27 protein-coding genes are annotated in these 23,676 nt (G+C 70.4%); 9 read left to right on the top strand and 18 right to left on the bottom strand.

Translation table 11 applies throughout. The features are described from left to right. Positions 1–13: 13 nt before the first annotated feature. Entirely contained in the window at positions 14–352 is a 339-nt protein-coding gene (locus ACSDQ9_RS12460) for a PspC domain-containing protein (protein ID WP_435147494.1), read from the top strand. On the opposite strand, the gene ACSDQ9_RS12455 is transcribed toward ACSDQ9_RS12460, so the two are convergent. From ACSDQ9_RS12455 to ACSDQ9_RS12445, 3 genes are read right to left on the bottom strand one after another with little or no spacing between them, the layout of a single operon-like run. Next, positions 331–1,023 (bottom strand): DedA family protein, encoded by a 693-nt coding sequence (locus ACSDQ9_RS12455; protein ID WP_435147492.1) that lies wholly within the window; start codon positions 1,021–1,023, stop codon positions 331–333. The genes ACSDQ9_RS12460 and ACSDQ9_RS12455 overlap by 22 nt on opposite strands. Before the next feature lie 46 nt (positions 1,024–1,069). Beyond that, complete coding sequence (gene guaA, locus ACSDQ9_RS12450) at positions 1,070–2,665, bottom strand: glutamine-hydrolyzing GMP synthase (RefSeq protein ID WP_435147490.1); 1,596 nt, start codon at positions 2,663–2,665, stop codon at positions 1,070–1,072. 45 nt (positions 2,666–2,710) lie between these two features. Next, positions 2,711–3,073: a hypothetical protein gene (locus tag ACSDQ9_RS12445; RefSeq protein ID WP_435147488.1), complete on the bottom strand. Its 363-nt coding sequence runs from the start codon at positions 3,071–3,073 to the stop codon at positions 2,711–2,713. A 124-nt stretch (positions 3,074–3,197) separates the two neighbouring features. Here ACSDQ9_RS12445 and cysK point away from each other — a divergent pair, with 124 nt between their 5' ends. Together cysK and cysE are read left to right on the top strand one after the other, a co-directional pair. After that, positions 3,198–4,130, top strand: a complete 933-nt coding sequence (gene cysK, locus ACSDQ9_RS12440) for a cysteine synthase A (protein WP_435147486.1) — start codon at positions 3,198–3,200, stop codon at positions 4,128–4,130. Then, entirely contained in the window at positions 4,127–4,756 is a 630-nt protein-coding gene (gene cysE / locus ACSDQ9_RS12435) for a serine O-acetyltransferase (protein ID WP_435147485.1), read from the top strand. Before cysK ends, cysE begins: the two co-directional genes overlap by 4 nt. A gap of 160 nt (positions 4,757–4,916) precedes the next feature. Here the strand turns inward: cysE and ACSDQ9_RS12430 are convergent, their stop codons facing one another. The 5 genes from ACSDQ9_RS12430 to groES all read right to left on the bottom strand — a co-directional run bounded on the left by ACSDQ9_RS12430 (position 4,917) and on the right by groES (position 10,174). Next, complete coding sequence (locus ACSDQ9_RS12430) at positions 4,917–5,228, bottom strand: chorismate mutase (RefSeq protein ID WP_435147483.1); 312 nt, start codon at positions 5,226–5,228, stop codon at positions 4,917–4,919. Then, on the bottom strand, positions 5,228–6,331 hold the full coding sequence (locus ACSDQ9_RS12425) for a GuaB3 family IMP dehydrogenase-related protein (protein ID WP_435147481.1): 1,104 nt from the start codon (positions 6,329–6,331) through the stop codon (positions 5,228–5,230). Before ACSDQ9_RS12425 ends, ACSDQ9_RS12430 begins: the two co-directional genes overlap by 1 nt. Before the next feature lie 8 nt (positions 6,332–6,339). After that, positions 6,340–7,851, bottom strand: a complete 1,512-nt coding sequence (gene guaB / locus ACSDQ9_RS12420) for an IMP dehydrogenase (protein WP_435147871.1) — start codon at positions 7,849–7,851, stop codon at positions 6,340–6,342. Between the two features lie 413 nt (positions 7,852–8,264). Continuing rightward, complete coding sequence (gene groL, locus ACSDQ9_RS12415) at positions 8,265–9,866, bottom strand: chaperonin GroEL (RefSeq protein ID WP_435147479.1); 1,602 nt, start codon at positions 9,864–9,866, stop codon at positions 8,265–8,267. Positions 9,867–9,877: 11 nt separating this feature from the next. After that, a complete protein-coding gene (gene groES, locus ACSDQ9_RS12410) occupies positions 9,878–10,174 on the bottom strand; it encodes a co-chaperone GroES (RefSeq protein WP_435147478.1) in 297 nt (98 codons plus the stop codon). A 207-nt stretch (positions 10,175–10,381) separates the two neighbouring features. On the opposite strand from groES, the gene ACSDQ9_RS12405 reads away from it, so the two are divergent. The 5 genes from ACSDQ9_RS12405 to ACSDQ9_RS12385 are packed head-to-tail and all read left to right on the top strand — an operon-like array spanning position 10,382 to position 13,807. Beyond that, positions 10,382–10,975 carry a hypothetical protein gene (locus ACSDQ9_RS12405; protein ID WP_435147477.1) on the top strand — a complete coding sequence of 198 codons (594 nt, stop codon included), beginning with the start codon at positions 10,382–10,384 and terminating at the stop codon, positions 10,973–10,975. Positions 10,976–11,011: 36 nt separating this feature from the next. Continuing rightward, positions 11,012–11,968: a YbaB/EbfC family nucleoid-associated protein gene (locus tag ACSDQ9_RS12400; protein ID WP_435147476.1), complete on the top strand. Its 957-nt coding sequence runs from the start codon at positions 11,012–11,014 to the stop codon at positions 11,966–11,968. A 2-nt stretch (positions 11,969–11,970) separates the two neighbouring features. Next, positions 11,971–12,285: a hypothetical protein gene (locus ACSDQ9_RS12395; protein WP_435147475.1), complete on the top strand. Its 315-nt coding sequence runs from the start codon at positions 11,971–11,973 to the stop codon at positions 12,283–12,285. Beyond that, entirely contained in the window at positions 12,282–13,319 is a 1,038-nt protein-coding gene (locus ACSDQ9_RS12390) for a WXG100 family type VII secretion target (protein WP_435147474.1), read from the top strand. Before ACSDQ9_RS12395 ends, ACSDQ9_RS12390 begins: the two co-directional genes overlap by 4 nt. Next, positions 13,316–13,807 carry a globin domain-containing protein gene (locus ACSDQ9_RS12385; protein WP_435147472.1) on the top strand — a complete coding sequence of 164 codons (492 nt, stop codon included), beginning with the start codon at positions 13,316–13,318 and terminating at the stop codon, positions 13,805–13,807. Before ACSDQ9_RS12390 ends, ACSDQ9_RS12385 begins: the two co-directional genes overlap by 4 nt. Here the strand turns inward: ACSDQ9_RS12385 and ACSDQ9_RS12380 are convergent. The 4 genes from ACSDQ9_RS12380 to ACSDQ9_RS12365 form a co-directional block, all read right to left on the bottom strand. Beyond that, positions 13,789–14,475, bottom strand: a complete 687-nt coding sequence (locus ACSDQ9_RS12380) for an energy-coupling factor ABC transporter ATP-binding protein (RefSeq protein ID WP_435147470.1) — start codon at positions 14,473–14,475, stop codon at positions 13,789–13,791. The genes ACSDQ9_RS12385 and ACSDQ9_RS12380 overlap by 19 nt on opposite strands. Before the next feature lie 7 nt (positions 14,476–14,482). Then, a complete protein-coding gene (locus ACSDQ9_RS12375) occupies positions 14,483–15,061 on the bottom strand; it encodes a biotin transporter BioY (protein ID WP_435147469.1) in 579 nt (192 codons plus the stop codon). Between the two features lie 193 nt (positions 15,062–15,254). Next, complete coding sequence (locus tag ACSDQ9_RS12370) at positions 15,255–15,902, bottom strand: energy-coupling factor transporter transmembrane component T family protein (RefSeq protein ID WP_435147467.1); 648 nt, start codon at positions 15,900–15,902, stop codon at positions 15,255–15,257. Continuing rightward, a complete protein-coding gene (locus tag ACSDQ9_RS12365; protein ID WP_435147465.1) occupies positions 15,902–16,468 on the bottom strand; it encodes a TetR/AcrR family transcriptional regulator in 567 nt (188 codons plus the stop codon). Before ACSDQ9_RS12365 ends, ACSDQ9_RS12370 begins: the two co-directional genes overlap by 1 nt. Before the next feature lie 107 nt (positions 16,469–16,575). On the opposite strand from ACSDQ9_RS12365, the gene ACSDQ9_RS12360 reads away from it, so the two are divergent. Next, complete coding sequence (locus ACSDQ9_RS12360) at positions 16,576–18,507, top strand: hypothetical protein (protein ID WP_435147463.1); 1,932 nt, start codon at positions 16,576–16,578, stop codon at positions 18,505–18,507. Positions 18,508–18,575: 68 nt separating this feature from the next. Here ACSDQ9_RS12360 and ACSDQ9_RS12355 read toward each other — a convergent pair whose 3' ends face one another. The 6 genes from ACSDQ9_RS12355 to tsaE are packed head-to-tail and all read right to left on the bottom strand — an operon-like array spanning position 18,576 to position 23,657. Continuing rightward, positions 18,576–19,877 carry a THUMP-like domain-containing protein gene (locus ACSDQ9_RS12355; RefSeq protein ID WP_435147461.1) on the bottom strand — a complete coding sequence of 434 codons (1,302 nt, stop codon included), beginning with the start codon at positions 19,875–19,877 and terminating at the stop codon, positions 18,576–18,578. After that, positions 19,874–20,365, bottom strand: coding sequence for an NUDIX hydrolase (locus ACSDQ9_RS12350; RefSeq protein ID WP_435147460.1), 492 nt, complete (start codon positions 20,363–20,365; stop codon positions 19,874–19,876). The genes ACSDQ9_RS12355 and ACSDQ9_RS12350 overlap by 4 nt, the downstream gene beginning before the upstream one ends. 4 nt (positions 20,366–20,369) lie before the next feature. Beyond that, positions 20,370–21,443 (bottom strand): tRNA (adenosine(37)-N6)-threonylcarbamoyltransferase complex transferase subunit TsaD, encoded by a 1,074-nt coding sequence (gene tsaD / locus ACSDQ9_RS12345; RefSeq protein ID WP_435147459.1) that lies wholly within the window; start codon positions 21,441–21,443, stop codon positions 20,370–20,372. Next, a complete protein-coding gene (locus ACSDQ9_RS12340; protein ID WP_435147457.1) occupies positions 21,440–21,886 on the bottom strand; it encodes a GNAT family N-acetyltransferase in 447 nt (148 codons plus the stop codon). The genes tsaD and ACSDQ9_RS12340 overlap by 4 nt, the downstream gene beginning before the upstream one ends. Further along, positions 21,883–22,641, bottom strand: a complete 759-nt coding sequence (gene tsaB, locus ACSDQ9_RS12335) for a tRNA (adenosine(37)-N6)-threonylcarbamoyltransferase complex dimerization subunit type 1 TsaB (RefSeq protein WP_435147455.1) — start codon at positions 22,639–22,641, stop codon at positions 21,883–21,885. The genes ACSDQ9_RS12340 and tsaB overlap by 4 nt, the downstream gene beginning before the upstream one ends. After that, positions 22,638–23,657, bottom strand: coding sequence for a tRNA (adenosine(37)-N6)-threonylcarbamoyltransferase complex ATPase subunit type 1 TsaE (gene tsaE, locus ACSDQ9_RS12330; protein ID WP_435147453.1), 1,020 nt, complete (start codon positions 23,655–23,657; stop codon positions 22,638–22,640). Before tsaE ends, tsaB begins: the two co-directional genes overlap by 4 nt. Positions 23,658–23,676: the final 19 nt, after the last annotated feature.

Here is a 23,676-nt window from a genome sequence, read left to right as displayed (position 1 = left end):
CAAGGGAGAAGTCATGGCATCCGCCACCTGGACCCGCAGCCGCGACAAGATGGTCGCCGGCATCTGCCAGTCGATCGCGCGACAGACCAAGCTCGACGTCAACATCGTCCGGCTGATCATGATCGTGCTCACCATCGCCACGTCGGGAGCCGTCGCGCTGATCTACGCGGTCGGCTGGCTCGTGCTGCCGCTCGAGGGTCAGCAGAAGACGCACCTCGACGAGGTGCTCGGCAAGGGCAAGCAGGCCTACGACGAGTACAAGACCAAGAAGGAGGCGCAGCCCTCGGGTCGTCCGGGCGCAGCCCCGCACCCGCGGGAGACCTTCGACCCCTACCGCGACGACGAGCGCTGAGCCTCGTCAACACGATCGCCCGCTTCGGGTTCGACCATGTGTCGGGCCTCGGAGCGGGCGATCGCCTTCTTCACACCCCAGAACACCAGACCGGCCAGCACCAGCGCACCGATGAAGGCGTAGCCGGCCCAGTGCAGCCGCTCGGAGAGTTGACGGTAGCTCTCGGCGGCCCGCCAGCCCACCGTGACGTAGGCCAGGGCCCACAGCGTGCAGGCGGCGCTCGTCCAGGCGATGAAGGTGCGGTAGCGCATCTTGCTCATGCCGACCGTCAGGGGCACCAGCGAGTGCAGCACCGGCAGGAATCGGCTCAGGAAGACCGCGATGCCCCCGCGTCGGGTGAGGTACAGCTCGGCGCGGCGCCACTGGTGCTCGCCGATGCGGCGGCCGACCCAGGAGTGCCGAATGTGGGGGCCGAACCATCGTCCGAGGTAGAAACCCAGCGACTCACCGATCAGGGCGCCGACCACGACGGTGATCACGGTGGCCGCCCACTCGGCCCAGTTCTGCACGCCGGTCGACGCGACCAGCACGACGGAGTCACCCGGCACGACCAGGCCGATCAGGATCGAGGTCTCGAGCATGATCGCCAGGCCGGCGAACAGCGTGCGCAGCACCGGGTCGAACTCGGCCACATGCTCGAGCAGGTAGTTGATCCAGTGGTTCAGGTTCATGCGTCACGCCCCCTTCGATCAGCCCCGAGGGAGAGGCTCGATGGGATCACTCCCATTCAATGGTGCCCGGCGGCTTCGAGGTGACGTCGAGGGTGACCCGGTTGATCTCGCGCACCTCGTTGGTGATGCGCGTCGAGATCGTCGCGAGGGTGTCGTAGGGCACCCGGCTCCAGTCCGCAGTCATCGCATCCTCGGACGACACCGGGCGCAGCACCACCGGGTGGCCGTAGGTGCGACCATCACCCTGCACGCCCACCGAACGCACGTCGGCGAGCAGCACCACGGGGCACTGCCAGATCTCGCGATCGAGGCCGGCCTTGGTGAGTTCCTCACGGGCAATGGCGTCGGCCTCCCGCAGGATGTCGAGGCGCTCGGCTGTCACCTCGCCGATGATGCGAATGCCCAACCCGGGCCCGGGGAACGGCTGCCGCCACACCATGTGGTCGGGCAGGCCGAGTTCGGCACCGACGGCGCGCACCTCGTCCTTGAACAGGGTGCGCAGCGGCTCGATCAGGCTGAACTGCAGGTCGTCGGGCAGGCCGCCGACGTTGTGGTGGCTCTTGATGTTGGCGGCGCCCTCTCCCCCGCCCGACTCGACGACGTCGGGGTAGAGCGTGCCCTGCACCAGGAACTCGATGTCGCGGTCGTCGTTGAGCTGCCGCGCGGTGGCCTCGAAGGTGCGGATGAACTCTCGTCCGATGATCTTGCGCTTGGTCTCGGGGTCGGTCACCCCCGCGAGGGCGCCCAGGAAGCGGTCGCGTTCGTCGGCGACCACCAGGTCGACCCCGGTGAGCTCGACGAAGTCGGTCTTGACCTGCTCGGCCTCACCCTTGCGCAGCAGCCCGTGGTCGACGAACACGCAGGTGAGCTGGTCACCGATCGCCCGCTGGACGAGCGCCGCCGCTACCGCCGAGTCGACCCCGCCCGACAGGGCACAGAGCACGCGCTTGTCCCCGACCTGTTCGCGGATGAGGGCGATCTGGTCGTCCACGATCGTCTTCGAGGTCCAGTCGGCGCGACAGCCGGCGATCTCGATCAGGAAGCGCTTCAGAATCGCCTGCCCGTGCTCGGAGTGCAGCACCTCGGGGTGCCACTGCACGCCGGCCAGCCCCTTCTCGACGCACTCGAAGGCGGCCACCGGGGCGCCGGCGGTGCGGGCGAGGGTGGTGAACCCCTCGGGGGCGCGGCTCACGGAGTCGCCGTGGCTCATCCAGGTGTTCAGGGCGTGGGGCACGTCGGCGAGCAGCGTGCCGGGCTCGTCCACCCAGGTCTGGGTGCGGCCGAACTCGCTGAGCCCGGTCTTGGCGACCTGTCCGCCCAGGGCGGCGGTCATCGCCTGGAAGCCGTAGCAGATGCCGAAGATGGGCACCTGCAGGTCGAAGACGTCCGGGTCGAGCTGCGGCGCGCCCTCGGCGTAGACCGACTGGGGCCCGCCGGAGAGCACGATCGCCTTCGGGTGCTTGGCGGCCAGCTGGGCGGCCGAGAAGGTGTGGGGCACGATCTCGGAGTAGACCCCGGCCTCGCGCACGCGGCGGGCGATCAACTGGGCGTACTGGGCACCGAAGTCGACGACCAGCACCAGGTCGTGGTCGTTGCCCACAGTGGGGTCAGCAGGGGTGGGATCAGCGGGCGACTCGCTCATGGGGCGAGTCTAGGGGGTGACGCGGGGGTCTCCCACTCGCTCCACTCAGCGCTCGTTGAGCGGCTTGTCGAGCTCGTCGTGGCTGGTGTCTCGGTCGCGGCGCGAGGTCTCGTCGTCGTCCTTGCCCAAGGCGGTCACCCGCTCGTTGACATCGCGCAGGGCCTGCTTGCGGGCCCGACTGGCCAACTGGGAGGGCAGCCCGAGGGCCAGCCCCAGCACCAGCGCACCGGCGAAGGCGAAGACCACGGCGGCGTTGTACTCGGGGCGGGGCGAGTCCATGCCGGGATCGGTCACGTGCACGGCCGTGATGATGCGGTCGAGTTGCACCCAGCCGTTGACGAACCAGTAGATCGCGAATCCCAGCCCGATCACACCCAGGGCCGCCAGCACCACCTTGATCACCTTCACGGGCGCCACTCTAGGACGATCGCGGGTCCACCGGTGCCCACCCGAGGGGGTGCCTGCGCCTCAGATGGTGAGACGCGGGAAGAAAAACTGGAACAAATCACAGCGATAAGCGATTGTTATGCACATGGGCATCTATGCAAATGTGACTGACCTCGTCGGACGGACCCCGCTCGTCCGCATCAATCGCCTCGTGGGCGACAACGCCACTGTGGCCGCCAAGCTCGAGTTCTACAACCCCGCCAGCTCGGTCAAGGACCGCATCGGCGTGGCCATGATCGACGCCGCCGAGAAGTCGGGCGAGCTACGAGAGGGTGGCACCATCGTGGAGGCCACCTCCGGCAACACCGGTATCGCGCTGGCCATGGTGGGTGCGGCCCGCGGCTACAAGGTGGTGCTGGCCATGCCCGAGACCATGTCGCTCGAGCGCCGCGCCCTGCTGCGCGCGTACGGCGCCGAGCTGGTGCTGACGCCCGGCCCCGAGGGCATGAAGGGCGCCGTCGCCAAGGCCGAGGAGCTGGGAGCCGCCGACGGTGCCGTGCTGGTGCGCCAGTTCGACAACCCCGCCAACCCCGCCATCCACTACGCCACCACCGGCCCCGAGATCTGGGACGACACCGAGGGCAAGATCGACATCTTGGTGGCCGGCATCGGCACCGGTGGCACCATCTCGGGTGCGGGCAAGTTCCTGAAGGAGAAGAACCCCGACATCAAGCTGGTCGGTGTCGAGCCCGCCGAGTCGCCGATCCTCAACGGTGGCAACCCCGGCCCGCACAAGATCCAGGGTCTCGGAGCGAACTTCATCCCCACCAACGTCAACCGCGACATCATCGACGAGGTGATCGACATCTCCACCGACACCGCCGTCGAGGTGGCCCGCAAGGCGGCCACCGAGGAGGGCCTGCTGGTCGGCATCTCGTCGGGTGCCGCTCTGGACGCCGCCCGCCAGGTCGCGGAGCGTCCCGAGAACGCCGGCAAGCTGATCGTGGTCGTGCTGCCCAGCTTCGGCGAGCGCTACCTGACCTCGGTGCTGTACAGCCACCTGCTCCAGCAGGCATGAGCCGACTTCTCTCTCTGGCCTCCCGGGTCCGGGAGCGGGTGAGTGAGGACATCGACGCAGCGATGCGCGAGGATCCCGCCGCCAGCTCCCGGGCCCTGGTCGCGGTGGCCTATTCGGGCCTGCACGCCGTGTGGCTGCACCGGGTGGCGAACTCGATGTGGACGACCTCGGACCGGCTTCGTCCGGCGGCCCGGGTGGTCTCGCAGGCGAGCCGCTTCCTGACGGGCATCGAGATTCACCCCGGCGCCACCATCGGGCGCCGGTTCTTCATCGACCACGGCATGGGTGTCGTGATCGGCGAGACCGCCGTGATCGGCGACGACTGCATGATGTACCACCAGGTCACCCTCGGCGGACGAAGCCTGCAGCCCGTGAAGCGTCACCCCACTCTGGGCGACCGGGTCGTGATCGGCGCGGGCGCGGCCATCATCGGCAACATCACCATCGGTGACGACGCCAAGATCGGCTCGGCCGCCCTGGTGATCAAGGACGTTCCCGCTGGTGAGACGGTTCTGGCGGCGCCCTCGCACATCCGCGAGAAGCAGTTCGCGACCGCCGGCCAGGGAGTCAACGGGTTCGCCTCGTTCTCCGGCGACACCGGTTTGGCGCCGGAATTCGAGATCTGAGCCCCTCGGTCGCGGGCCCTCGTCCGGACACACCGATCCGAAACGGTGTCACCGTGCGTGAAGTTGCCATCTGGTGGCACAAACTCGCAGGGTGACACCGTTTCGGATCGGTGTTGGCCTGAGCCCACCCGCCCAGATCTCGTTCGGGCGCGAGGCCCGATCAGGGCAGCTGTTCGGCCTCGCGGCGCAGCACCTCGTGGTTGCGCACGACCTCGGCCACGATGAACCCGATGATCTTCTCGGCGAACTCCGGGTCGAGATGCGACTCCTCGGCCAACTGCCGAAGCCGGGTGATCTGCGCCTGCTCGCGCGTCGGATCGGCCGGCGGCAGGCCCAGATCTGCCTTCAACTCCCCCACCCGCTGGGTCACCTTGAACCGCTCTGCCAGCAGGTGGATCAGCGCTGCATCCATGTTGTCGATGGACGACCGCAGGCGGGCCAACTCGGCGGGAACCGCCGCCTCGGCAGACATCAGTGCACCACCAGCTCGATGCGCTGGAATTCCTTCAGGTCCGTGTAGCCGGTGGTGGCCATGGCGCGGCGCAGCGCCCCGACCAGGTTCATGGTGCCGTCGGTGACCCGCGAGGGGCCGAACAGCACCTCTTCGAGGGTGCCGACCTGCTCCACGCGGGTGCGGCGGCCCCGGGGCAGGGTCTCGTGCCAGGCTTCGGCGCCCCAGTGCCAGCCCTGACCGGGGGCCTCCTGGGCGCGAGCCAGCGGGGTGCCCACCATGACGGCGTCGGCCCCGCACGCGAGGGCGCGGACGATGGCTCCGGATCGTCCCATGCCACCATCGGCGATCAGGTGCACGTAGCGCCCGCCCGACTCGGCCATGTAGTCGCGGCGCGCGTCGGCGACGTCGGCGATGGCCGAGGCCATCGGCACCTCGATGCCGAGCACGTCACGGTTCGCGCCGGTGGCTCCCCCACCGAAGCCCACCAGCACTCCGGCGGCGCCGGCGCGCATCAGGTGCAGGGCGGTCTGGTAGTTGGCGCACCCGCCGACGATCACCGGCACGTCGAGCTCGTAGATGAACTCCTTGAGGTTGAGCGGCTCCACCTCGTCGGAGACGTGCTCGGCCGACACCGCGGTGCCGCGGATCACGAAGAAGTCGGGGTTCGAGGCGACCACGTCGGCGGCGAACGCCTGGGTGTTCTGCGGCGACAACGACCCGGCGGCCGGCACCCCGGCCTCGCGGATCTCGTTCATGCGGGCGCGAATCAGCTCACCCTTGATCGGCTCGGCATAGATGCGCTGCATCGCCACCGTCGCCTCGACGGGGTCGCTGATGGCGGCCAGCTCGGCCAGCTGCGCGGTCGGGTCCTCGTAGCGGGTCCACAGCCCCTCGAGATTGAGCACGCCGAGACCGCCCAGTCGTCCCATCTCGATGGCGGTGGCGGGGCTCATCACCGAGTCCATGGGGGCGGCGATGATCGGGAACTCGAAGCCGACGGCGTCGATCTTCCACGCGAGGCTCACCTGGTCGACACCGCGGGTGCGCCGCGAGGGCACGATCGAGATCTCGTCGAGGTTGTACGCACGCTGGGCGCGCGGGCTACGGCCGATGTCGAACACTGCGGGCCTCAGTTCTTGGAGGAGGAGTAGTTGGGGGCTTCGACGGTCATCTGGATGTCGTGGGGGTGCGACTCGCGCAGGCCCGCCGACGTGATCCGGACGAACGCCCCATTCTCGTGCAACTCGTCGATCGAGCGGGCGCCCGAGTAGAACATGGACTGCCGCAGCCCCCCGACGAGCTGGTAGGCGACGGCCTCGAGCGGCCCGCGGAAGGCCACCTGACCCTCGATGCCCTCGGGCACGATCTTGTCGTCGGAGGTGACGTCGCCCTGGAAGTAACGGTCCTTGGAGTAGGACGCCTTGCGCCCGCGGGCGGCCATCGCACCCAGCGAGCCCATGCCGCGGTAGCTCTTGAACTGCTTGCCGTTGATGAACACCAGCTCACCGGGCGACTCGGAGCAGCCGGCCAGCAGCGAACCCAGCATGACGGTGTCGGCCCCGGCCACCAGCGCCTTGGCGATGTCACCGGAGTACTGCAGGCCGCCGTCGCCGATCACCGGGACACCGGCCGGACGAGCCGCCCGCGCCGCCTGGTGGATCGCGGTCACCTGCGGCACACCCACGCCCGCCACCACGCGGGTGGTGCAGATCGAGCCGGGGCCGACCCCGACCTTGATGCCGTCGACCCCGGCCTCGACGAGCGCCTTCGCGCCCTCGTAGGTGGCGACGTTGCCGCCGACCAGGTCGACATCGGCACAGGCCTTCTCGGCGCGCAGCCGCTTGATCATGTCGACCACCCCTTGCGAGTGACCGTGGGCGGTGTCGACCACCAGCAGGTCGACGCCCTCCTCGACGAGCGCCATCGCGCGCTCCCACGAGTCACCCCAGAAGCCGATGGCCGCGCCCACGCGGAGTCGTCCCTGAGGGTCCTTGCTGGCCAGCGGGTAGCGGTCGGACTTCACGTAGTCCTTGAGCGTGATCAGCCCGCGCAGGCGGTTCTGGCCGTCCACGATCGGCAGCTTCTCGATCTTGTGCTGGGCCAGCAGCTTCAGCGCGTCGTCCGCGGTGACGCCGACCGGGGCGGTGACCAGCGGCATCGGGGTCATCACGTCGCGGACGAGGCGCGAGCCGTCGTCCTCGAAACGCATGTCACGGTTGGTGACGATGCCGAGCAACTCGAGCGAGGAGTTGACCACCGGCACACCCGAGATGCGGTAGCGGGCGCACAGTTCGTCGGCCTCGCGCAGGGTGGCGTCGGGGGTGATGGTGATCGGCTCGTCGACCATGCCGGCCTCGGAGCGCTTCACCTGGTCGACCATGGCGGCCTGATCGGCGATCGACAGGTTGCGGTGCAGGATGCCCAGCCCGCCCTGACGGGCCATGGCGACGGCCATCCGGGTCTCGGTGACGGTGTCCATCGCGGAGCTGACCAGCGGAATCTTCACGCTGATCCGCCGCGAGACCTTGGCCGAGGTGTCCACTTCCGAGGGAATCACGTCGGAGGCCACCGGCTGCAGCAGCACGTCGTCGAAAGTCAGGCCCAGGGTTTCGAAGGCCAGGGGGACGCCAGCCGGGGACAGGTCTGCGGGAACGGTCACTGCGCACCTTTCAGAGGGGGATGCGCGTCAGTCTATCCGCGCGGCCCCCGCCGGGACGACGCGGCCAAGCCTGCTTCGCGACGGGCGTGATCCCCACTCGCCCCGGCACCCATCGGCGAGCGCCCCACAGCCGGCACCCTTCGGGACGCCACTGTCGTCCGCAGACTCTCTCGAAAGAGTGCGGCCCGCAGGAAGTTTCCTAAGAGTCGCACTCTTTCGTGGGAGTTTGCGGAGGGGGCGGGGCGGAGCGGGCGGGGCGGAGCGGGGCGGGGATTGCGGCGGGGCGGGGCGGGCCCAGAAGACCTCAGCCAGAACGCACCGCGGCCCCCGACCGGTCTGGTCGGGGGCCGCGGTGTCACATCACGCCCGGTTCAGGGTGCGAGGGCAGCTCCAGCTCAGTGCTGGTGGCCGTCCTCGTCCTCGTCCTCGGGCTTGTCGACGACCAGCGTCTCGGTGGTGAGCAGCAGACCGGCGATCGAGGCGGCGTTGGCGAGAGCCGAACGGGTCACCTTGACCGGGTCGATGACCCCGGCCTCGACGAGGTCCTGGTACTCACCGGTCTTGCCGTTGTAGCCGTGGTTCGGCTCCAGCTCGGCGACCTTCGAGACGATCACGTAACCCTGCTCGCCACCGTTCTCGGCGATCCAGCGCAGCGGCTCGACGACCGACTTCGCCACGATCTGGGCGCCGGTCTTCTCGTCGCCCTCGAGGCCCAGGCCGTCGGCCAGCACCTTCGAGGCGTGGACGAGGGCGGAGCCGCCACCGGCGACGATGCCCTCCTCGATGGCCGCACGGGTGGCCGAGACGGCGTCCTCGATGCGGTGCTTCTTCTCCTTCAGCTCCACCTCGGTGGCGGCGCCGACCTTGATCACGCAGACACCGCCGGCCAGCTTGGCGACGCGCTCCTGCAGCTTCTCGCGGTCCCAGTCGGAGTCGGTGCGCTCGATCTCGGCGCGCAGCTGCGCGACGCGACCGGCAACCTCGTCGGACGATCCGGCGCCGTCGACCAGGGTGGTGTTGTCCTTGGTGACGACGACGCGACGGGCGCGGCCGAGCACCTCCAGACCCACCTGGTCGAGCTTCAGGCCGACCTCGGGAGCGACCACCTGACCACCGGTCAGGATGGCGATGTCCTCGAGCATGGCCTTGCGACGATCACCGAAGGCAGGAGCCTTGACGGCGACCGAGGTGAAGGTGCCGCGGATCTTGTTCACGACCAGGGTCGACAGCGCCTCGCCGTCGACGTCCTCGGCCACGATGAACAGGGTGCCGTGGGCGGCAATGACCTTCTCCAGCAGCGGCAGCAGGTCGTTCATCGAGCTGATCTTGCCGGAGTGCACGAGGATGTAGGGATCCTCGAGCACGGCCTCCATGCGATCGGCATCGGTGACGAAGTAGGGCGACAGGTAGCCCTTGTCGAACTGCATGCCCTCGGTGAACTCGAGCTCGGTGCCGAAGGTGTTCGACTCGTCGACGGTGATGACACCGTCCTTGCCGACCTTGTCGAACGCCTCGGCGATCAGCTCGCCGATCTGCTCGTCGCGCGAGCTGATGGTGGCCACCGACGCCATGTCGCTGGTGGTCTCGACCGCACGCGACACCGAACGCAGCTCCTCGACGAGGGCCTCGACGGCCTTGTCGATACCGCGCTTGAGGCCGATCGGGTTGGCACCCGAGGCGACGGCCCGCAGGCCCTCGTGCACGAGCGCCTGGGCCAGCACTGTGGCGGTGGTGGTGCCGTCACCGGCGACGTCGTTGGTCTTGGTGGCGACCTCCTTGGCGAGCTGGGCGCCAAGGTTCTCGTAGGGGTCGGAGAGCTCGACCTCGCGGGCCACGGTCACACCATCGTTGGTGATGGTGGGGGCGCCCCACTTCTTGTCGAGCACCACGTAACGGCCCTTGGGGCCGAGGGTCACCTTGACGGTGTTGGCGAGGATGTCGACGCCACGCTCGAGCGAGCGACGCGCCTCCTCATCGAACTTCAGAGTCTTGGCCATGGAGTGTCACCTCACTTGGTGACGACGGCGAGAATGTCGCGCGCGTTGAGAAGCAGGTACTCCTGGCCGTCGTACTTGACCTCGGTGCCGCCGTACTTGGAGAAGATCACGACGTCGCCCTCGGCGACGTCGAGGGGCACGCGGTTGCCGGAGTCGTCGATGCGACCGGGGCCGGTGGCCACGACCTTGCCCTCCTGGGGCTTCTCCTTGGCGGTGTCGGGGATGTACAGACCCGAAGCGGTCTGCTGCTCGGCGTCGAGAGGCTGGACGAGGACGCGGTCCTCGAGCGGCTTGATCGTGGTTGCCACGTCAAACCCCTTTCTGTTGCTGGTGGCGATGCGCCACGTGTCAGTTCAGGTGTCCGGCCGGGGCGTCGTCGCGGTGTCGTCCCGTTCGGTTTGGCACTCACCACGGGCGAGTGCCAATGACCAACTTAGTACCGCGCTGGCACTCGTTCAACCCGAGTGCCAATCCCTTCCTCGCGAGATCAACCCGGGCGGTGCAAGACTCCCCCCATGACCACCGAGGGCCCCGACCGCCCCAACTTCGAGGCGATGACGGACGACGAGCGCGCCGCCTGGCTGAAGGCCCAGCGACGGCCGATGCCTCGCGGGGCCAGGCCGATCCTGGTGGGGGTGGTGCTCAGCTTCGTCTGGTTCATCGTGCTGTCTCCCCTGATCGCCGCCCCCTTCGGACCCCAACTGTCGCCGACGGTGATCGACCGGGGGCGGGCCGACGTGATCTCGTGCTCCCGATCGTGGACGACCCTGTGGCGCATGTATGCGTGCGAGGCCACCGTGGCCTGGGAGCGACAGGAACTGGCGCGAACGACGGTGTCCAGCAGTCACGAGCTCTCGGGTCAGGTGGCCGTCGTGGCCCGCAACCGGCTCACCAACGGTCGGGCCAGCAATGTCACCACCTTCGGCAAGCGCACCGTGGTCGTCCCGGCCGACATGCCGGCCAACACCGGCGCCTCGGTGGCCTTGCTGACGGTGCTCAACGTGGCCGCGATGGTCGTGGTCTGGGGCACGGTCATCGCCGTGGTCACCCGGGGCGGAGCCGGGGCATCCCGCCGCCGACAGCCGCCGTCGACACTGGCTGGCCGCTGACCGGCCGCTGACCCCGGGGCGACTTACGGTGGATCAATGACGATCTCCCCCGGCGACCCCTCGGACGACGGCACCTCCGACTCCCTGGCCCAACAGTTGTTCCAGCAGGAGGTCGACCTGCCCGACGGCGGCAGTTTCAGCATCCAGGGCCTGCTCGACAGCCTCGAGGCGCACACCGCGACGATGCTGCAGGAGGCCGCGAACGCCCAGGCCGCCCTGGCGGCGGCTGGCGGCGAGGGCCAGCACGGCATCGTCAGGGTGCGGGTCGACGCCGGCGGACGACTCACCGGCCTCAGCTTCGACGAGGCCCTGTCCGAGACCTCGACGGCAAGCCTCAACCGGCAGCTGATGCTGGCCCACCGACTGGCGGTTCGGGCCGCGAACCGGCAGGTGGCCGCGTGGACCCCGGCCTTCTCCGACCTGATCACCGGAGCGGCGCCCAGCGTCGACGACGAGTCGGCCGCCCGCGACGAGCGGCCGTCCGACCCCGAGCCGGCCCCCGCGGCCCCGCCGCTTCCGCTTCCCGCCGACCCGCAGTTCGACGCCTGGCTGAGTGCCCTCGACGACCTGGCCGACGGCGAGGACTTCGGAGCGGCGGTGCAACGCATGAAGCAGACCGCGCCCTTCGAGGTGCCCGACCTGACCGGACTCACCGGCCCGCAGGTCGACGAGATGTTCCGGCTCGACAACGAGCGCACGGCGGCCCGCATCAACGCTCTGCAGACCGAGCTCCAGGCCATCACCGGCACGGCCTCGCTCCCCGAACTCGACCTCACCGTCAACGCCGGCGGCGCCCCGGTCGCCATCGAGTTCCGCGCCGCGGCCGTCCGCCTCACCCCGGACGAGCTGGCCGCCCTCGTGCTGACCGCCCAGTCAACGGCGGCCACCGACGCCGATGCCCGCACGCGGGAGCTGCTGCGATCGTCCGGTCTCGACGACGAGGCCAACCTGCTGCACGCAGGCACCCACCCGACCACCACCGAACAGGAGTGACCATGACCGCCACATTTCGGGTGAACCCGACCGCGATCTCGAGCGGCGCCACCCAGATCACCGGCATCGGGGACGACCTCTCGTCGCGCGCCGGCACCATCCAGTCGCCCAGCCCCATGATGATGGGGCTGTTCATGGCGCCCATCCTGTCGTTCGTGCTGCCGACCCTGACCTCGGCCCTGCAGGGGTCGGTCGCCGGCTCCGGCAAGGGCTACCAGGTGCTCGGCGGGCGGCTCGAGAACTCCGCCAAGGGCTACCGCGACATGGAGGACGAGGGCGCCAAGCTGGCCTCGACGATCACGAAGGATCTGGCATGAGTGCCTATGCGACCGAGATTCCCATCGTCAAGGACGTGCGCGAGGTCGGTGAGGGGTTCTCGGAGGGTGTGAGCCTGTCGACGTTCACGGCCGCCGCCAACATCGGTGTCTCGGCCCTGGGCGCCTTCCTCGACCCCCTGGCATGGGTGATCGGCCAGCTGATGGAGCCCATCTACAACTGGATCATCAACAACGTCACGTTCGTCAAGGAGACCCTGAACGCCCTGCTCGGCAACCCGGACGCGGTCTCGGCGGTGGGCACCTGCACCTCTCAGCACGGCGACACCATCTCGACCCAGGCGAAGGCCTCCAGTGAGGCCGCCCAGCGCATTCGTGAGCAGTGGGAAGGTGTCGCCTCCGACGCCATGGCCGCCGTCATGCAGATGTGGGCCGTGGCCCAGGAGAGCCTCAGCATGGTGCTGAAGGCCTGCGGCGTCGCCATCGAGGCCGTCGCCACCGTGGTCGACACGGTCAAGCAGTTCATCATCGGGCTCGGCAAGGAGCTGATCAACGACCTGATCAGCAAGGCCGTGATGTCGGCCCTGGCGAGCTTCGTCACCTTCGGCGCGGCCTACGCCGCCTACACCGCGTGGGCGGCGGGCAAGGTGGCCTCGGTGGCCGCGAAGTTCACCGGCCTGTTGAAGAAGTTGGCCGACTGGGGCGCCGGACGAGCCGCGCAGGGCAGCCAACTGCAGGCGGCCCTGCAGCGCGCGAGCCAGACCCTGGGGCGCATGCAGACCGGCTTCCTGCGGCAGGTCCACCTGGCCGACCAGGCCTCGGGCCACGCCTCGACGGCGCAGAACCATGCCTCGACCGCCAACGATCTCAACGGGCCGGCCAACGCCCCCATGTCGGACGCTCCCTACTACCAGCAGCAGCAACAGCACCACACCGAGCAGGCGCAGCACCACACCAACCAGGCGAACCAGACGAGCCCTGACCCTGTGCCCACCTCGACCACCACCGGCGTGGGTGCGGCCAACGACGCGGCCCAGAACGCCGACCAGCGTCACGATGACAGGAACCCGCGGTGACCACGGCCGATCAACGGCCGGGCGTCTATGAGGCGATGGGTGGCCGCGAGGCCTGCACCCGGCTGGCCCATGCCTGGCACGAGCGGGTGATGGCCGATGAGGTCGTCGCGCACGCCTTCAGCCACGGCTTCCACCCCGAGCACACCGAGCGCCTGGCGGCCTACCTGGCCGAGACCTTGGGCGGGCCGGCCGACTTCAGCGAACGCCTCGGCAGCCACGCAGGGGTCGTCCGCATGCACGCCGGAAACAGTGACCACCAGGAGATGGACGACCGGGCCGAGGCCTGTTTCGCCCAGGCCCTCGCCGACGCCGACATTCCGGAACCGGTGCGCCCGACGTTGCGGGCGTACTGGCACTGGGCGACCCGGCTGATGGCGGCGTACCCGCGATCGGCCGAGGACGTTCCCGAGGCGCCGATGCCCCACTGGACGTGGGACGGGCCGGTCACCGCCACCGACGGCACCGACCCTCAGACCAGCGCGCGGTAGGCCGCGATCGCCTCACCGGGGGCGCCGTCGGCGGCGACTCGTCCCTCGTCGATGACCACCACCCGGTCGAAGTCGGCGAGCACCTCCAGATCGTGGGTGACCAGCACCACCTGCTGCGGCAGGTCGGCCACCAGCGCCATCACCGCCCGCCGGTTGCGCAGGTCGAGCAGGGTGGTGGGCTCGTCCATCACCAGGATCGAGGGCTCGGTGACGAGCACGGCCGCGATCGCCAGCAACTGCTTCTGACCCCCCGAGAGCAGGTGGGCCGGGTGGTCGCGGTGGTCGGACAGGCCGTGGCGTGCGAGCTGGGCGTCGACCCGGCGGGCCACCTCATCCTTGGGCAGCCCGAGCCGACGCAGCCCGAACGCGAGGTCTTCTGCGACGGTGGGCATGATGATCTGCAGGTCGGGGTCCTGGAAGACGAAGCCGACGTCGCGACGGACCAGTTTCTGCTGGCGCACCGTGTCGTGACCGCGGACGAGCACCCGCCCCGACGTGGGCGTCAGCAGCCCGTTGAGCAGGCGGGCCAGGGTCGACTTGCCCGAGCCGTTGGCGCCGATGATGCCGATCCGCTGCTCGGCCAGCGTGAGGGTGACCTCGCGCAGCAGCAGCTGTGAGGGTGACTGGCGATGCGGGTAGCCGAAGCTGACCGCCTCCAGCTCGATCATGGTCGACTCAGGCGGCCCGCGTGGCGGGGCTCGTGGCGGGCTTCGGGTTGATGATCGGGTAGGCCTTCTTCACGGTCACGATGATGACAGCCGCCACGACCGCCTTGACTAGGTCGCCCGGCAGGTAGACCACCCAGCTCCACCAGCCCTGGGCCAGGGTGAGCTTGGCCGAGGCCACGATCAGCCAGGGCTGGCCGATCAGGTAGACCGCGAGGGCGCCGCCGATGAAGCTGGCGAGAAAGGCGGTGACCGCATTCAGCCGCGGCCACCAGCGCTCGACCAGCAGCCCCGTGACGAGGGCGCCGAGCGGGTAGCCCCAGATGAATCCCCCGGTGGGGCCGAGCAGCATGCCGAAGCCGCCGAGGCCGCCCACCAGCACCGGGGCGCCGACGGCCACCAGCAGCACGAACAGGGCCATCGAGGCGAACCCGCGCTTCCAGCCGAGAATGCCGCCGGCCAGCATCACCCCGAGCGTCTGGGTGGTGAATGGCGCCGGCAGCAGGGGCAACTGGATGCGGGGGGCCAGCCCGAGCACGCACATGAGCGCGGTGAACAGGGCGATGAGGGCGAGATCCTTGGCGCGCATGGGTGGTCCTTCGAGGGTCGGGCAGAGCAGTTTGAACACCGTTCAAAAGAACGCTAGCACCGACCTGCCACAAACTTCTACACCGTGGCTCGACCCACCCCCGCTGAGACGGGGTGGCTCGAGCCAGCGTGTGGAAGTTTGTCGGCAGGCGCGGATGGAGTGGCCGGCAGGTCGCTGGGGATCGCGTGCCGCCTCAACGCGATGCGTCGGCCGTTCCCTCCGCCGATGAGATCCGTGTCGATGAGATCCGGGCCTCGAGGGCCTCGCCGAGCCCGTCGGCCATGCGCAGGGTGCGAATCACCAGGGGCGAGATCCAGCCGAACGCCGCCCGCATTCCCCGCGGCGGCACTCCCCTGGCCGCCTGCGCCTCGCGCACCCGGGCGGCCTCGTCCGCGATCACGGGGATGAATCTGAGCACCAGGGCGATCAACAATCCGAGCTGGTCGGGGTCAACGCCCAGTCTCCGCAAGGGGCGGGCCACCCACACCACCGCGTCGATGATGGCGGTCTGGGTGGTGGTGAGCGTCACCAGATTGGCCAGCGCGACCACTCCCAGCAGGCGAAGCCCCACCTCGGCGGCGGTGCCCCAGTCGCCGAGGAACCCCTGCGCCACCACCACCAGCACCAGCATCACCAACACACCGCGCAGCAGCCGCCACGCCCGCGACCACGGCACCCGGGCCACCGCGTAACCAGCCAGCACCACCGCCACGAAGCCGGCCAGCCATCGCCAGTCGTGCACGAAGAATGACAGCGTGCCCACCACCATCACCATCGCGAGCTTGACCCCCGCGGGCCAGCGGTGCACCACCGAGGTGCCGGGACTGTACAGACTCAGCATCAGCGACCCACCAGTCGGACGAGCGCGACCCGCAGCCGCGCCGCACTCTGCCGCGCGTCACTGGGTGAGGGGTCGGAGCCGACGCCGAGGCGGGCGAACTGATCGCGCTGTTCCTCGTCGAGGGTGTGGCCGAGCACCAGGTTGACCACGCCGTGAGCCAATGCCTCGTGAGCCAGCGCCTCCCGCGTCGGGGCGTGATGGGGGTCGCCACTGGGGTCGGCCAGCAGGGCCGCCAGCTCCTTCGCGGGCGACTCCGACAGCGGACGCATCGCCAGCGCCGCGCTGACGAGTTCGGCCCCGGATCGGTGACGGCGCAGGGCCGCGTGCAGTGCCATGCCCCACTCGACCGGGTCGGTTGCGGGCTCCAGACCTGCCACGACGGGGTCGGCCAGCACCAGGTCGGCCAGCGCCACCAGCAGGGTCTGCTTGTTGGCCACGTGGTAGTAGAGGGCACCCGCCTGCACGTCCAACTGCGCGGCGAGCCGGCGCATGGTCAGGTCGGCCAGCCCGTACTCGTCGACGATGGCCAGCGCAGTGGTCAGCACCTCGTCCCTCGTCAGAGCCATGGCCCCATGCTACGCACCTTTTGAACGCCGTTCAGCCCTGGTCGAGCCTCGGCCCGGGAGCAGCCGCCGCCCCGACCGTCGGCCCTCGACATGGCACGATCGAGGGCATGGCTGACCCGTCCGACCTTGCCCGCCTGCTGACCTGGTGGTCGGGCCTCGCCGACCAGACCTTCGTCGCCCTCAGCCCGCCTCGCCCGCGGGGCCGGTACACCCAGAGCGACCTGCACGACGACGCCGTCGAGGCGATCTCGGCGGCCGACCTGCCCCGGACCACGGCCTATGCCGGCTGGCACTGGCAGTCGCACGAGCGGGCCTTCGACCGCTCCGGCGGACTCATCGACCCGCTGCTGCTGCACTGGGGCGGCGACCCGCAGGTCGTCCACGCCCACCTCACCACCGTTCCCGACGGTTTCCTGGTCTCTGCCCCGCAGCCCGGGGCGGCCTTCTCCCTCGACCGCGTCGTGCGGCTCGGGCCCGACGGGCTCGCCGACCCCGGCGACCCCGCCTCGGTTCGCCAGGAGCTCGCCCGGCTGACCTCACCCATCGATGCCCATGCCACTGCCTTCGCCGAGCTCACCACCGCCGAGGAGGCCTGGCTGCTCGACCGCTGGGAACAGTCGCCCGATCTCGACAGGGCCGCCGGTTTCGTCCGCGCCCTCGCCCTGCGCGACCGCATCGACGCCGACCGGCTGGCCGGCCTGGCGGCCGCGTGGCTCGACCTACCCCGGCCCGAGGCATGGCCGGCGTGGAAGGCGATGCTGGCCACCCTCGTCCGGCAGTCACACCCCGCCGCGAGCGTGGTGGTCGGGCGGCTGGGCGCACTGGCCGACTCGGTGCTGGCCGACGTGCCCACCCCCGCGGCGGTCGCCGTGCTGCGCGAGCACGCGCTGGCGGCTGGGGCCGGCCCTGACCTCACCCCCTGGCTGCGCGCGCACCGGGCGGTGCACGGTGGCGATCGGGTGACGGCCGCCCTCGCGCTGTGGGACGACCTCGCGGCCCTCGGCTCCGGTGAGTCTCGCGCCGCGGCCCTCGCCCAGGCCCTCACTCGGGTCACCCCCGCACCGTTCGCGGCCCTCGCCGTGGCCACCGACGATCGCCTGCCGCTGGCGGTGAGGCGGGGGGCCGCGCAGGCCGCCCGGGAGAGCCTGCCCCACGCCGAGGAGCAGGGATCTCCGCTCGCCGAGCAGTTCCGCGGCTGTTCGGACCTGCTGCTCGAGGGATCGGGGCCAGACCTGTCGGCCACCGAGTCGCGCCTGTCGCTTCACCTGGACGACTTCCGTGACCTCTCCCCCGCCCAGGAGGCCTGGCTGCACGCCCGCGTGGCCGACCCCGCCCTCGACCTGCAGGGGCTCGCGTTCTGCCTCGAGATCCTCGTCGCCCACGGACGCGGAACCGCCGCCGACATCGAGGCGCTGTCGGCCGGCTGGAAGAAGCGCATCGCCATCAACTACCGCACCACCTACTGCGCGTGGCGGCACCCGCTGGTCACCCTGACGGTGCTCGCCCGCGACCTGGGCCACCCCCTGCGCGACGAGCTGGCGGCCCACCTCGCCAGGACGACCCCGAAGTGGCTGGCCGGCCTGGCCCCGTTGACACTCGCCGGCAACTCCTCGCCCGACGATGCTCGGGCCCTGTGGGACGCCGCGGTGGCCGAGGAGAACGCGAGCCAGCTGTGGCGCACGTGGCTGCTGGCGCAACACCGGCTGACCGGACGACCCGTGGTCGAGTTGGGCGCCACCATTCTGCACGAGGCGTCCCCGCGCTACCCGGGGCAGGTCGCGAACGCGGTGATGGCGACCGTGGTGCCCTCGGCTCCCCTGTGGACCTACGCCTTCTCGGCGCGCGACGTCGCCTGGCTCGACCGAGGCCTTCTGGTGCTCGAGACCCCGCGGCTGGCCCCTCAGCTACGCGAGCTCGTCGTGCGGGAGGTGTCGCGGCACAGCTTCCTCGAGCATCCCGACCAGGTGCTCCCCCGCCCGACGGAGGCCCAGCTGGCCGACCTGCGCGGACGATGGCACCAGGTGATGCAGCCCCGGTGAGGGGCGGGCTGCCGGGTCGGCTGCTGGGGCGCTGACCCCCACACCTCCACGGGCGAGGGTTGAGCGGCTCAGGCCGGCAGTCGTCGGCAGAAGACCGCTCGGGCACCGGCCGGAGTGGGCGTGATCACGAGGGTGGCGGCGGCTCGTCCGCGTAGCTTCAGGCGGCGACGTAGTTCGGCGGGGTCGACGTCGATGCCCCGCTTCTTGATCTCGAGGGTGCCGACGTCGTGGGCGCGGCACCAGGCGCGCACGGTCTTCTCCGACCACGGAAGCACCTCGCCGACCGCGAAGCTCGCCAGCAGCGGCGACTCCAGCGGCGCATCGCTGGTGAGGTAGGCCACGTCGTGGTCGACGAACCATGCCTCGGCGCCCGCCAGCGAGGCCACCAGTTCGGCGTAGACCTGCGCGCGGATGACGGCCGGGTCGGGCTCGTGCAGGTAGGAGCCGATCGGACCGACCTGCGGCCTCGGCAGGCCCTGCGACACGAGTGTGTGTCGCCGGTCGCCTCGTAGCGCCACGACGTGGTCGACGCCGGCGCCGGACCCAGCGTCCGAAGGGGCGTCCGAATGGGTGTCGTAAGGGTCGTCGACCGAAGCCAGGCAGAGTTCCACCAGGCTGCCGTCGTGGCTCACCCAGTGCCGGTCGAGGTCATCGGGCAGGGCCGATCGGGCGATGCCCGGCCCCAGTTTGACGACCAGGCGCGCCGCCCGCGACCGCAGCCCGAGCACGAAGTCCCACCCGGGAGACAGGTCTTCCAACCGCCAGCTGCGGCCGGTCGTCGAGCGCCGGGCGGGGTCGACGAAGACCAGTGCCTCGGGCCGTCCGTCGAGCAGGGTGTCGACGGCCTGTTCGGCGTCGCCGACCCACACCCGGGCGGCCGCGGGTTCACTGGTGTGGGGGGTGGAATGGGCTAGCTGGTGCTGGGCGAGATTGTGGCGCGCGCAGGACGCGGTGAGCGGGTCGCGTTCGACCGCATCGACCTCGTGCCCGGCGGCGGCGAACGCCAGGGCGTCGAAGCCGAGCCCGCAGCCCAGATCGACCACGCGCGTGGGCGGTCCTGACTGCTCACCCGACCCGCGGTGTTGTTCGGCCCCGAAGGTCTGGGCTCGCCACGCCGACACCTGCGGACGAGTGGCCTGCTCCAGCCCCGTGGCCGTGTAGAGGTGGCGGCCCGCCTGCTCGCCGAACTTCACCCGCGCCCGCCGACGCAGCGACGCCTGCTCCAGTGCCAGGGCGGCCAGATCGGGGCTGACCCGGCGACGCAGCCGGGTCGCCGCCGACAGCGAATCGGGGTCGGGCTCGTCCATCGCCAGACCGAGGGCGAGCGGGCCGTCGCCGACATCGAGCGGGTGCGGGTCGGCGGGGATCACGCGGGCACCACGTGCACGCTGAAGCTGGTGGGGAGCCCGTTCTCATACGGCAGCACCGCATGGAACTGGGCGATCGTCCGGTCGAACATCAGGGGTAGGAAGTGCCGGTCGCCCGCCCACATGTCGAGCCGGTCGAGGGCGTCGATCCGCTCCCAGGTGAGCACACCCTCGTCGTTCTCGGCCGGCGGTTCGCCCTCGAAGGCATCGACCACGAACAGGAACCCGAAGTGGTCGGAGCCGTCGCTGCCGAACCCGGGCCACGAGATTGTTCCCCGTAGTCGCATGGCGGTCGGGGTGATGCCGGCCTCCTCGTCGAGCTCGCGCAGCATGCCCGACCAGACGTCTTCACCCGGCTCGACCTTGCCGCCCAGCCCGTTGTACTTGCCGTGCTGCTCGTCGTCGGTGCGCGCGATGCGGTGACACATCAGCACCCGTTCGCCGTCGGGATGCAGCACGAAGGCCAGCGTCGTCAGGATCGGCGTCAGCACGGGCTCACACCAGAATCGTCGAGACCGGCAGGCCCGAGTTGGCCGAGATGTCGAACGAGCTCGGACGAAGCCCGGCCCTGATCACCTGCGTGCCCAGGGCGGCCATCATGGCCCCGTTGTCGGTGCACAACGCCGGACGAGGCCGACGCAGCTCGATGCCGGCGGCCGAGGCCCGCTGCTCGAGCAGGGCCCGCAGGCGGGAGTTGGCCGCGACCCCGCCACCGATCAGCAGGTGGGTGGCGCCGTGGTGCAGGCAGGCGTCGACCGCCTTCGCCGAGAGCACGTCGCAGACGGCCTCCTGGAAGCTGGCTGCGACATCGGCGACCGGCACGGGGCGGCCGTCGCGCTGCTCGGTCTCGACCCATCGCGAGACGGCGGTCTTGAGGCCCGAGAAGCTGAAGTCGAAGCGGTGCTTGTCGAGGTCGTGGCGGGCGGTGAGCCCGCGCGGGAAGCGAATCGCCGTCGGGTCGCCGTCGGCAGCCGCCTTGTCGATCACCGGGCCGCCCGGGTAGGGCAGGCCGAGCAGGCGGGCCACCTTGTCGTAGGCCTCGCCGGCGGCGTCGTCGATGGTCGAGCCGATCTCGACGATGTCGGAGGCCATGTCGTTGACCAGCAGCAGCGAGGTGTGACCGCCCGAGACCAGCAACGCCACGCACGGTGTCGGCAGGTCACCGTGGTCGAGCAGGTCGACGGCGACGTGACCGGCGAGGTGGTTGACGCCGTACAGCGGCTTGTTCAGGTAGGCCGCCAGCGTTTTGGCCGAGGCAAGGCCGACCACCAGGGCGCCCATCAGTCCGGGGCCGGCGGTGACGGCGATGCCGTCGAGTTCCGAGAGATCGATGTCGGCGGTCGCGACGGCGCGTTGGAGGGCCGGCACCATGGCCTCGAGGTGGGCCCGGCTGGCGACCTCGGGCACGACCCCGCCGAAGCGCACGTGCAGGTCGACCGAGCTGGCGACCTCGTTCGCGAGCAGGGTGTTGCCGCGGACGATGCCGACGCCGGTCTCGTCACACGACGACTCGATGCCGAGCACCAGCGGGCCGGTGCTGCCGGGGTGGGTCTGGGTCGTGGAAGTCACTGCGCCACCTCGTGCTGCATCACCCGGGCGTCGAGCCCCGGGCCGTAGTAGTTCTTGCGGGTGTCGATCACCTCGAAGCCGAAGCCTTCGTACAGGGTGATGGCCATCTGGTTGTCGTCCCTCACCTCGAGCAGGATGCGGGTGCAACCGTGCGAGGTCGCGAACAGGATGCCTGCGCGCAGCAGGTCGCTGGCCACCCCCATGCGTCGCCAGCGGGCGTCGACCATCACCCGCAGCAGGTCGAGCACCTCGTCGACGAGTTGGAAGGTGGCGACGCCGATCAGGGCCTCGGACGAGTCGACGGCCACCATCACGAACCGGTCGTCGGCCCGCAGTTCGTCGGCCCACAACTGCTCGCTCCACCGCTCCTTGGTGGGGAAGGACTGCTCGTCGAGCCGCGCGATCGCGGGCACGTCGTCGAGGGTGGCGCTGCGCTGCATCATCGGCGGTTCCCCTTCAGTGACAGCCGTACCCCCGGCTGCAGCGCCGACTTGCGCGAGGTCGAGACCTCGGCGTCGGGTTTGCGCAGATAGAGCGGTTCGAGGCCGGCATCGGTGAACGTGTCGGGCACCTGGGCCAGCACGGCGACGTCGAGGGGCAGGTCAGGTTCCGACTTTGCGGCGAGGCCGGCGCCCGGACCCACGACAGGCAGGTCGGGCAGTTCGGAGGCGGGGCCGACGAACGGGCCGTCCAGCCGGGTGCCGTCGGCGTCGTAACGGGCCCAGTAGAGCTCCTTGCGGCGCGCGTCGATGGCGGCCACGAACTCGCTGGCGTCGGCCGGCCCGTCCGCACCCGGCGGCACCCCGCGGCCGAGCACGTACTGCCGGGCTGCGATGTCGAGGGTGCAGACTCCGCGGGCAGTGGTGCCGGCCAGGGCGGCCAGCGTCAGCGCGGTGACCACGCCGACCCGCAGGCCGGTGAACGGGCCGGGCCCCACGCCCACCGCGACGTCGGTGACGTCGGTGAGCGCGATGCCGGCCTGCTCGCACAGCTCGGTGACCAGAGGGACGAGTCGCTCGACGTGGGCGCGGGTGTCGTCCACCCGACCGCTGGCGAGCAACTGGCCGTCGCGGGCCAGGGCGGCGCACACCACGGTGGCGGTGTCGATCGCGAGCACGATGCGCGGGGCGCCAGTGCTCGGGGTGCCGGTGGTCGGGGAGCCCACGCTGCCAGGGCTGTCGGGACTGACTGCGGTCATGCCGACCTCTCGATTCGTTCGTCAGGCGCCACCGGTTCGTCAGGCGCCAGGCCGGAAGGCGGGGTCAGCGAGACCCCACGCCAACGCTCCCCCACGCCCATCAGCAGCACGTCGCGACCGTCGGCCTCCCCGTCGGCGGACTCATCGGCCAACGGGCGTCGGATCTCGATCTCGAGCCGGTCGTCGCTGAGGGTCTCGGCGACGCCGCGCCCCCACTCGACGACGGTGACGTGGTCGGCCAGCGAGTCCTCGAGGTCGAGGTCCTCGACCTCGGCCGCCGAGGCCAACCGGTAGGCGTCGACGTGCACCAGCCCGGGAGCGCCCTCGACGCGCGCCGGATGGATGCGCGAGAGCACGAAGGTCGGCGAGATGATCGGGCCGTCGACGGCCAAGCCAGCCCCCAGACCCTGCGTCAGGGTCGTCTTGCCGGCACCCAGTTCACCGTCCAGCACCAGCACGTCGCCGGCCCGCACCAGTGTGGCGAGCCAGGCACCCAGGCGCTGCATCGCGGCAGCATCGGGTACGTGCACACGGGTGGGCAGGGCCGCCCGCAGCATCCAACCGAGTTCGACCTCGGCATGGCGCACGAACCCGTGATGGATCCACCAGGCCATGGTCTGCGGGAACTCACGCCGGCTGAGCAGTTCCAGATGGGTGGCCCCCAGATCGAGAGCCACGTCGGCGGCGCCGTGCACCAGGGCCGAGGCCAGTCCGTTGTTGCGGGCCTCGGGCAGCACGCTGACGCGATGCACGCCCACCACCCGCGCGTGGCGCCCGTCGGCGGGCAGGTCGTCCTCGGGCCCGCTCAGCAGCAGGCAACCGCTGACGACGCCGTCGATCTCGGCGACCACCCCATGTCCGCTCTCGAGCTGGCGTCGGACGTCGTCGACCGTGTCCGAGAGGGCCGCCGGGGGCGGGTCGACCGCCGGACGAGCCGCGAACGCCCGCTGGATCACGTCGAGCATGGCCGGGGCGTCGTCCACCCCGGCCAGTCTCAACTGCACGTCATCTGCCACAACCCAGCAGCCTATGCCC

The sequence above is a fragment of the Aestuariimicrobium soli genome (assembly GCF_051192575.1).
Lineage (GTDB): Bacteria > Actinomycetota > Actinomycetes > Propionibacteriales > Propionibacteriaceae > Aestuariimicrobium > Aestuariimicrobium soli.
The sequence above is the reverse complement of the archived record's forward strand: the minus strand, read 5'-3'. Positions and strand labels throughout refer to the sequence as shown.

Excerpts from the sequence above, each read along its gene's own strand:
- ACSDQ9_RS12340 (WP_435147457.1), bottom strand. The coding sequence starts at position 21,886 with ATGATGCAGCGCAGCGCCACCCTCGACGACGTGCCCGCGATCGCGCGG.
- ACSDQ9_RS12405 (WP_435147477.1), top strand. The coding sequence starts at position 10,382 with ATGACCACCGAGGGCCCCGACCGCCCCAACTTCGAGGCGATGACGGAC.
- ACSDQ9_RS12455 (WP_435147492.1), bottom strand. The coding sequence starts at position 1,023 with ATGAACCTGAACCACTGGATCAACTACCTGCTCGAGCATGTGGCCGAG.
- ACSDQ9_RS12400 (WP_435147476.1), top strand. The coding sequence starts at position 11,012 with ATGACGATCTCCCCCGGCGACCCCTCGGACGACGGCACCTCCGACTCC.
- ACSDQ9_RS12460 (WP_435147494.1), top strand. The coding sequence starts at position 14 with ATGGCATCCGCCACCTGGACCCGCAGCCGCGACAAGATGGTCGCCGGC.
- ACSDQ9_RS12370 (WP_435147467.1), bottom strand. The coding sequence starts at position 15,902 with ATGCTGAGTCTGTACAGTCCCGGCACCTCGGTGGTGCACCGCTGGCCC.
- cysK (WP_435147486.1), top strand. The coding sequence starts at position 3,198 with ATGGGCATCTATGCAAATGTGACTGACCTCGTCGGACGGACCCCGCTC.
- tsaB (WP_435147455.1), bottom strand. The coding sequence starts at position 22,641 with ATGACCGCAGTCAGTCCCGACAGCCCTGGCAGCGTGGGCTCCCCGACC.
- ACSDQ9_RS12365 (WP_435147465.1), bottom strand. The coding sequence starts at position 16,468 with ATGGCTCTGACGAGGGACGAGGTGCTGACCACTGCGCTGGCCATCGTC.
- ACSDQ9_RS12430 (WP_435147483.1), bottom strand. The coding sequence starts at position 5,228 with ATGTCTGCCGAGGCGGCGGTTCCCGCCGAGTTGGCCCGCCTGCGGTCG.
- ACSDQ9_RS12375 (WP_435147469.1), bottom strand. The coding sequence starts at position 15,061 with ATGCGCGCCAAGGATCTCGCCCTCATCGCCCTGTTCACCGCGCTCATG.
- cysE (WP_435147485.1), top strand. The coding sequence starts at position 4,127 with ATGAGCCGACTTCTCTCTCTGGCCTCCCGGGTCCGGGAGCGGGTGAGT.
- ACSDQ9_RS12360 (WP_435147463.1), top strand. The coding sequence starts at position 16,576 with ATGGCTGACCCGTCCGACCTTGCCCGCCTGCTGACCTGGTGGTCGGGC.
- guaA (WP_435147490.1), bottom strand. The coding sequence starts at position 2,665 with ATGAGCGAGTCGCCCGCTGATCCCACCCCTGCTGACCCCACTGTGGGC.
- ACSDQ9_RS12395 (WP_435147475.1), top strand. The coding sequence starts at position 11,971 with ATGACCGCCACATTTCGGGTGAACCCGACCGCGATCTCGAGCGGCGCC.
- ACSDQ9_RS12390 (WP_435147474.1), top strand. The coding sequence starts at position 12,282 with ATGAGTGCCTATGCGACCGAGATTCCCATCGTCAAGGACGTGCGCGAG.
- ACSDQ9_RS12380 (WP_435147470.1), bottom strand. The coding sequence starts at position 14,475 with ATGATCGAGCTGGAGGCGGTCAGCTTCGGCTACCCGCATCGCCAGTCA.
- groL (WP_435147479.1), bottom strand. The coding sequence starts at position 9,866 with ATGGCCAAGACTCTGAAGTTCGATGAGGAGGCGCGTCGCTCGCTCGAG.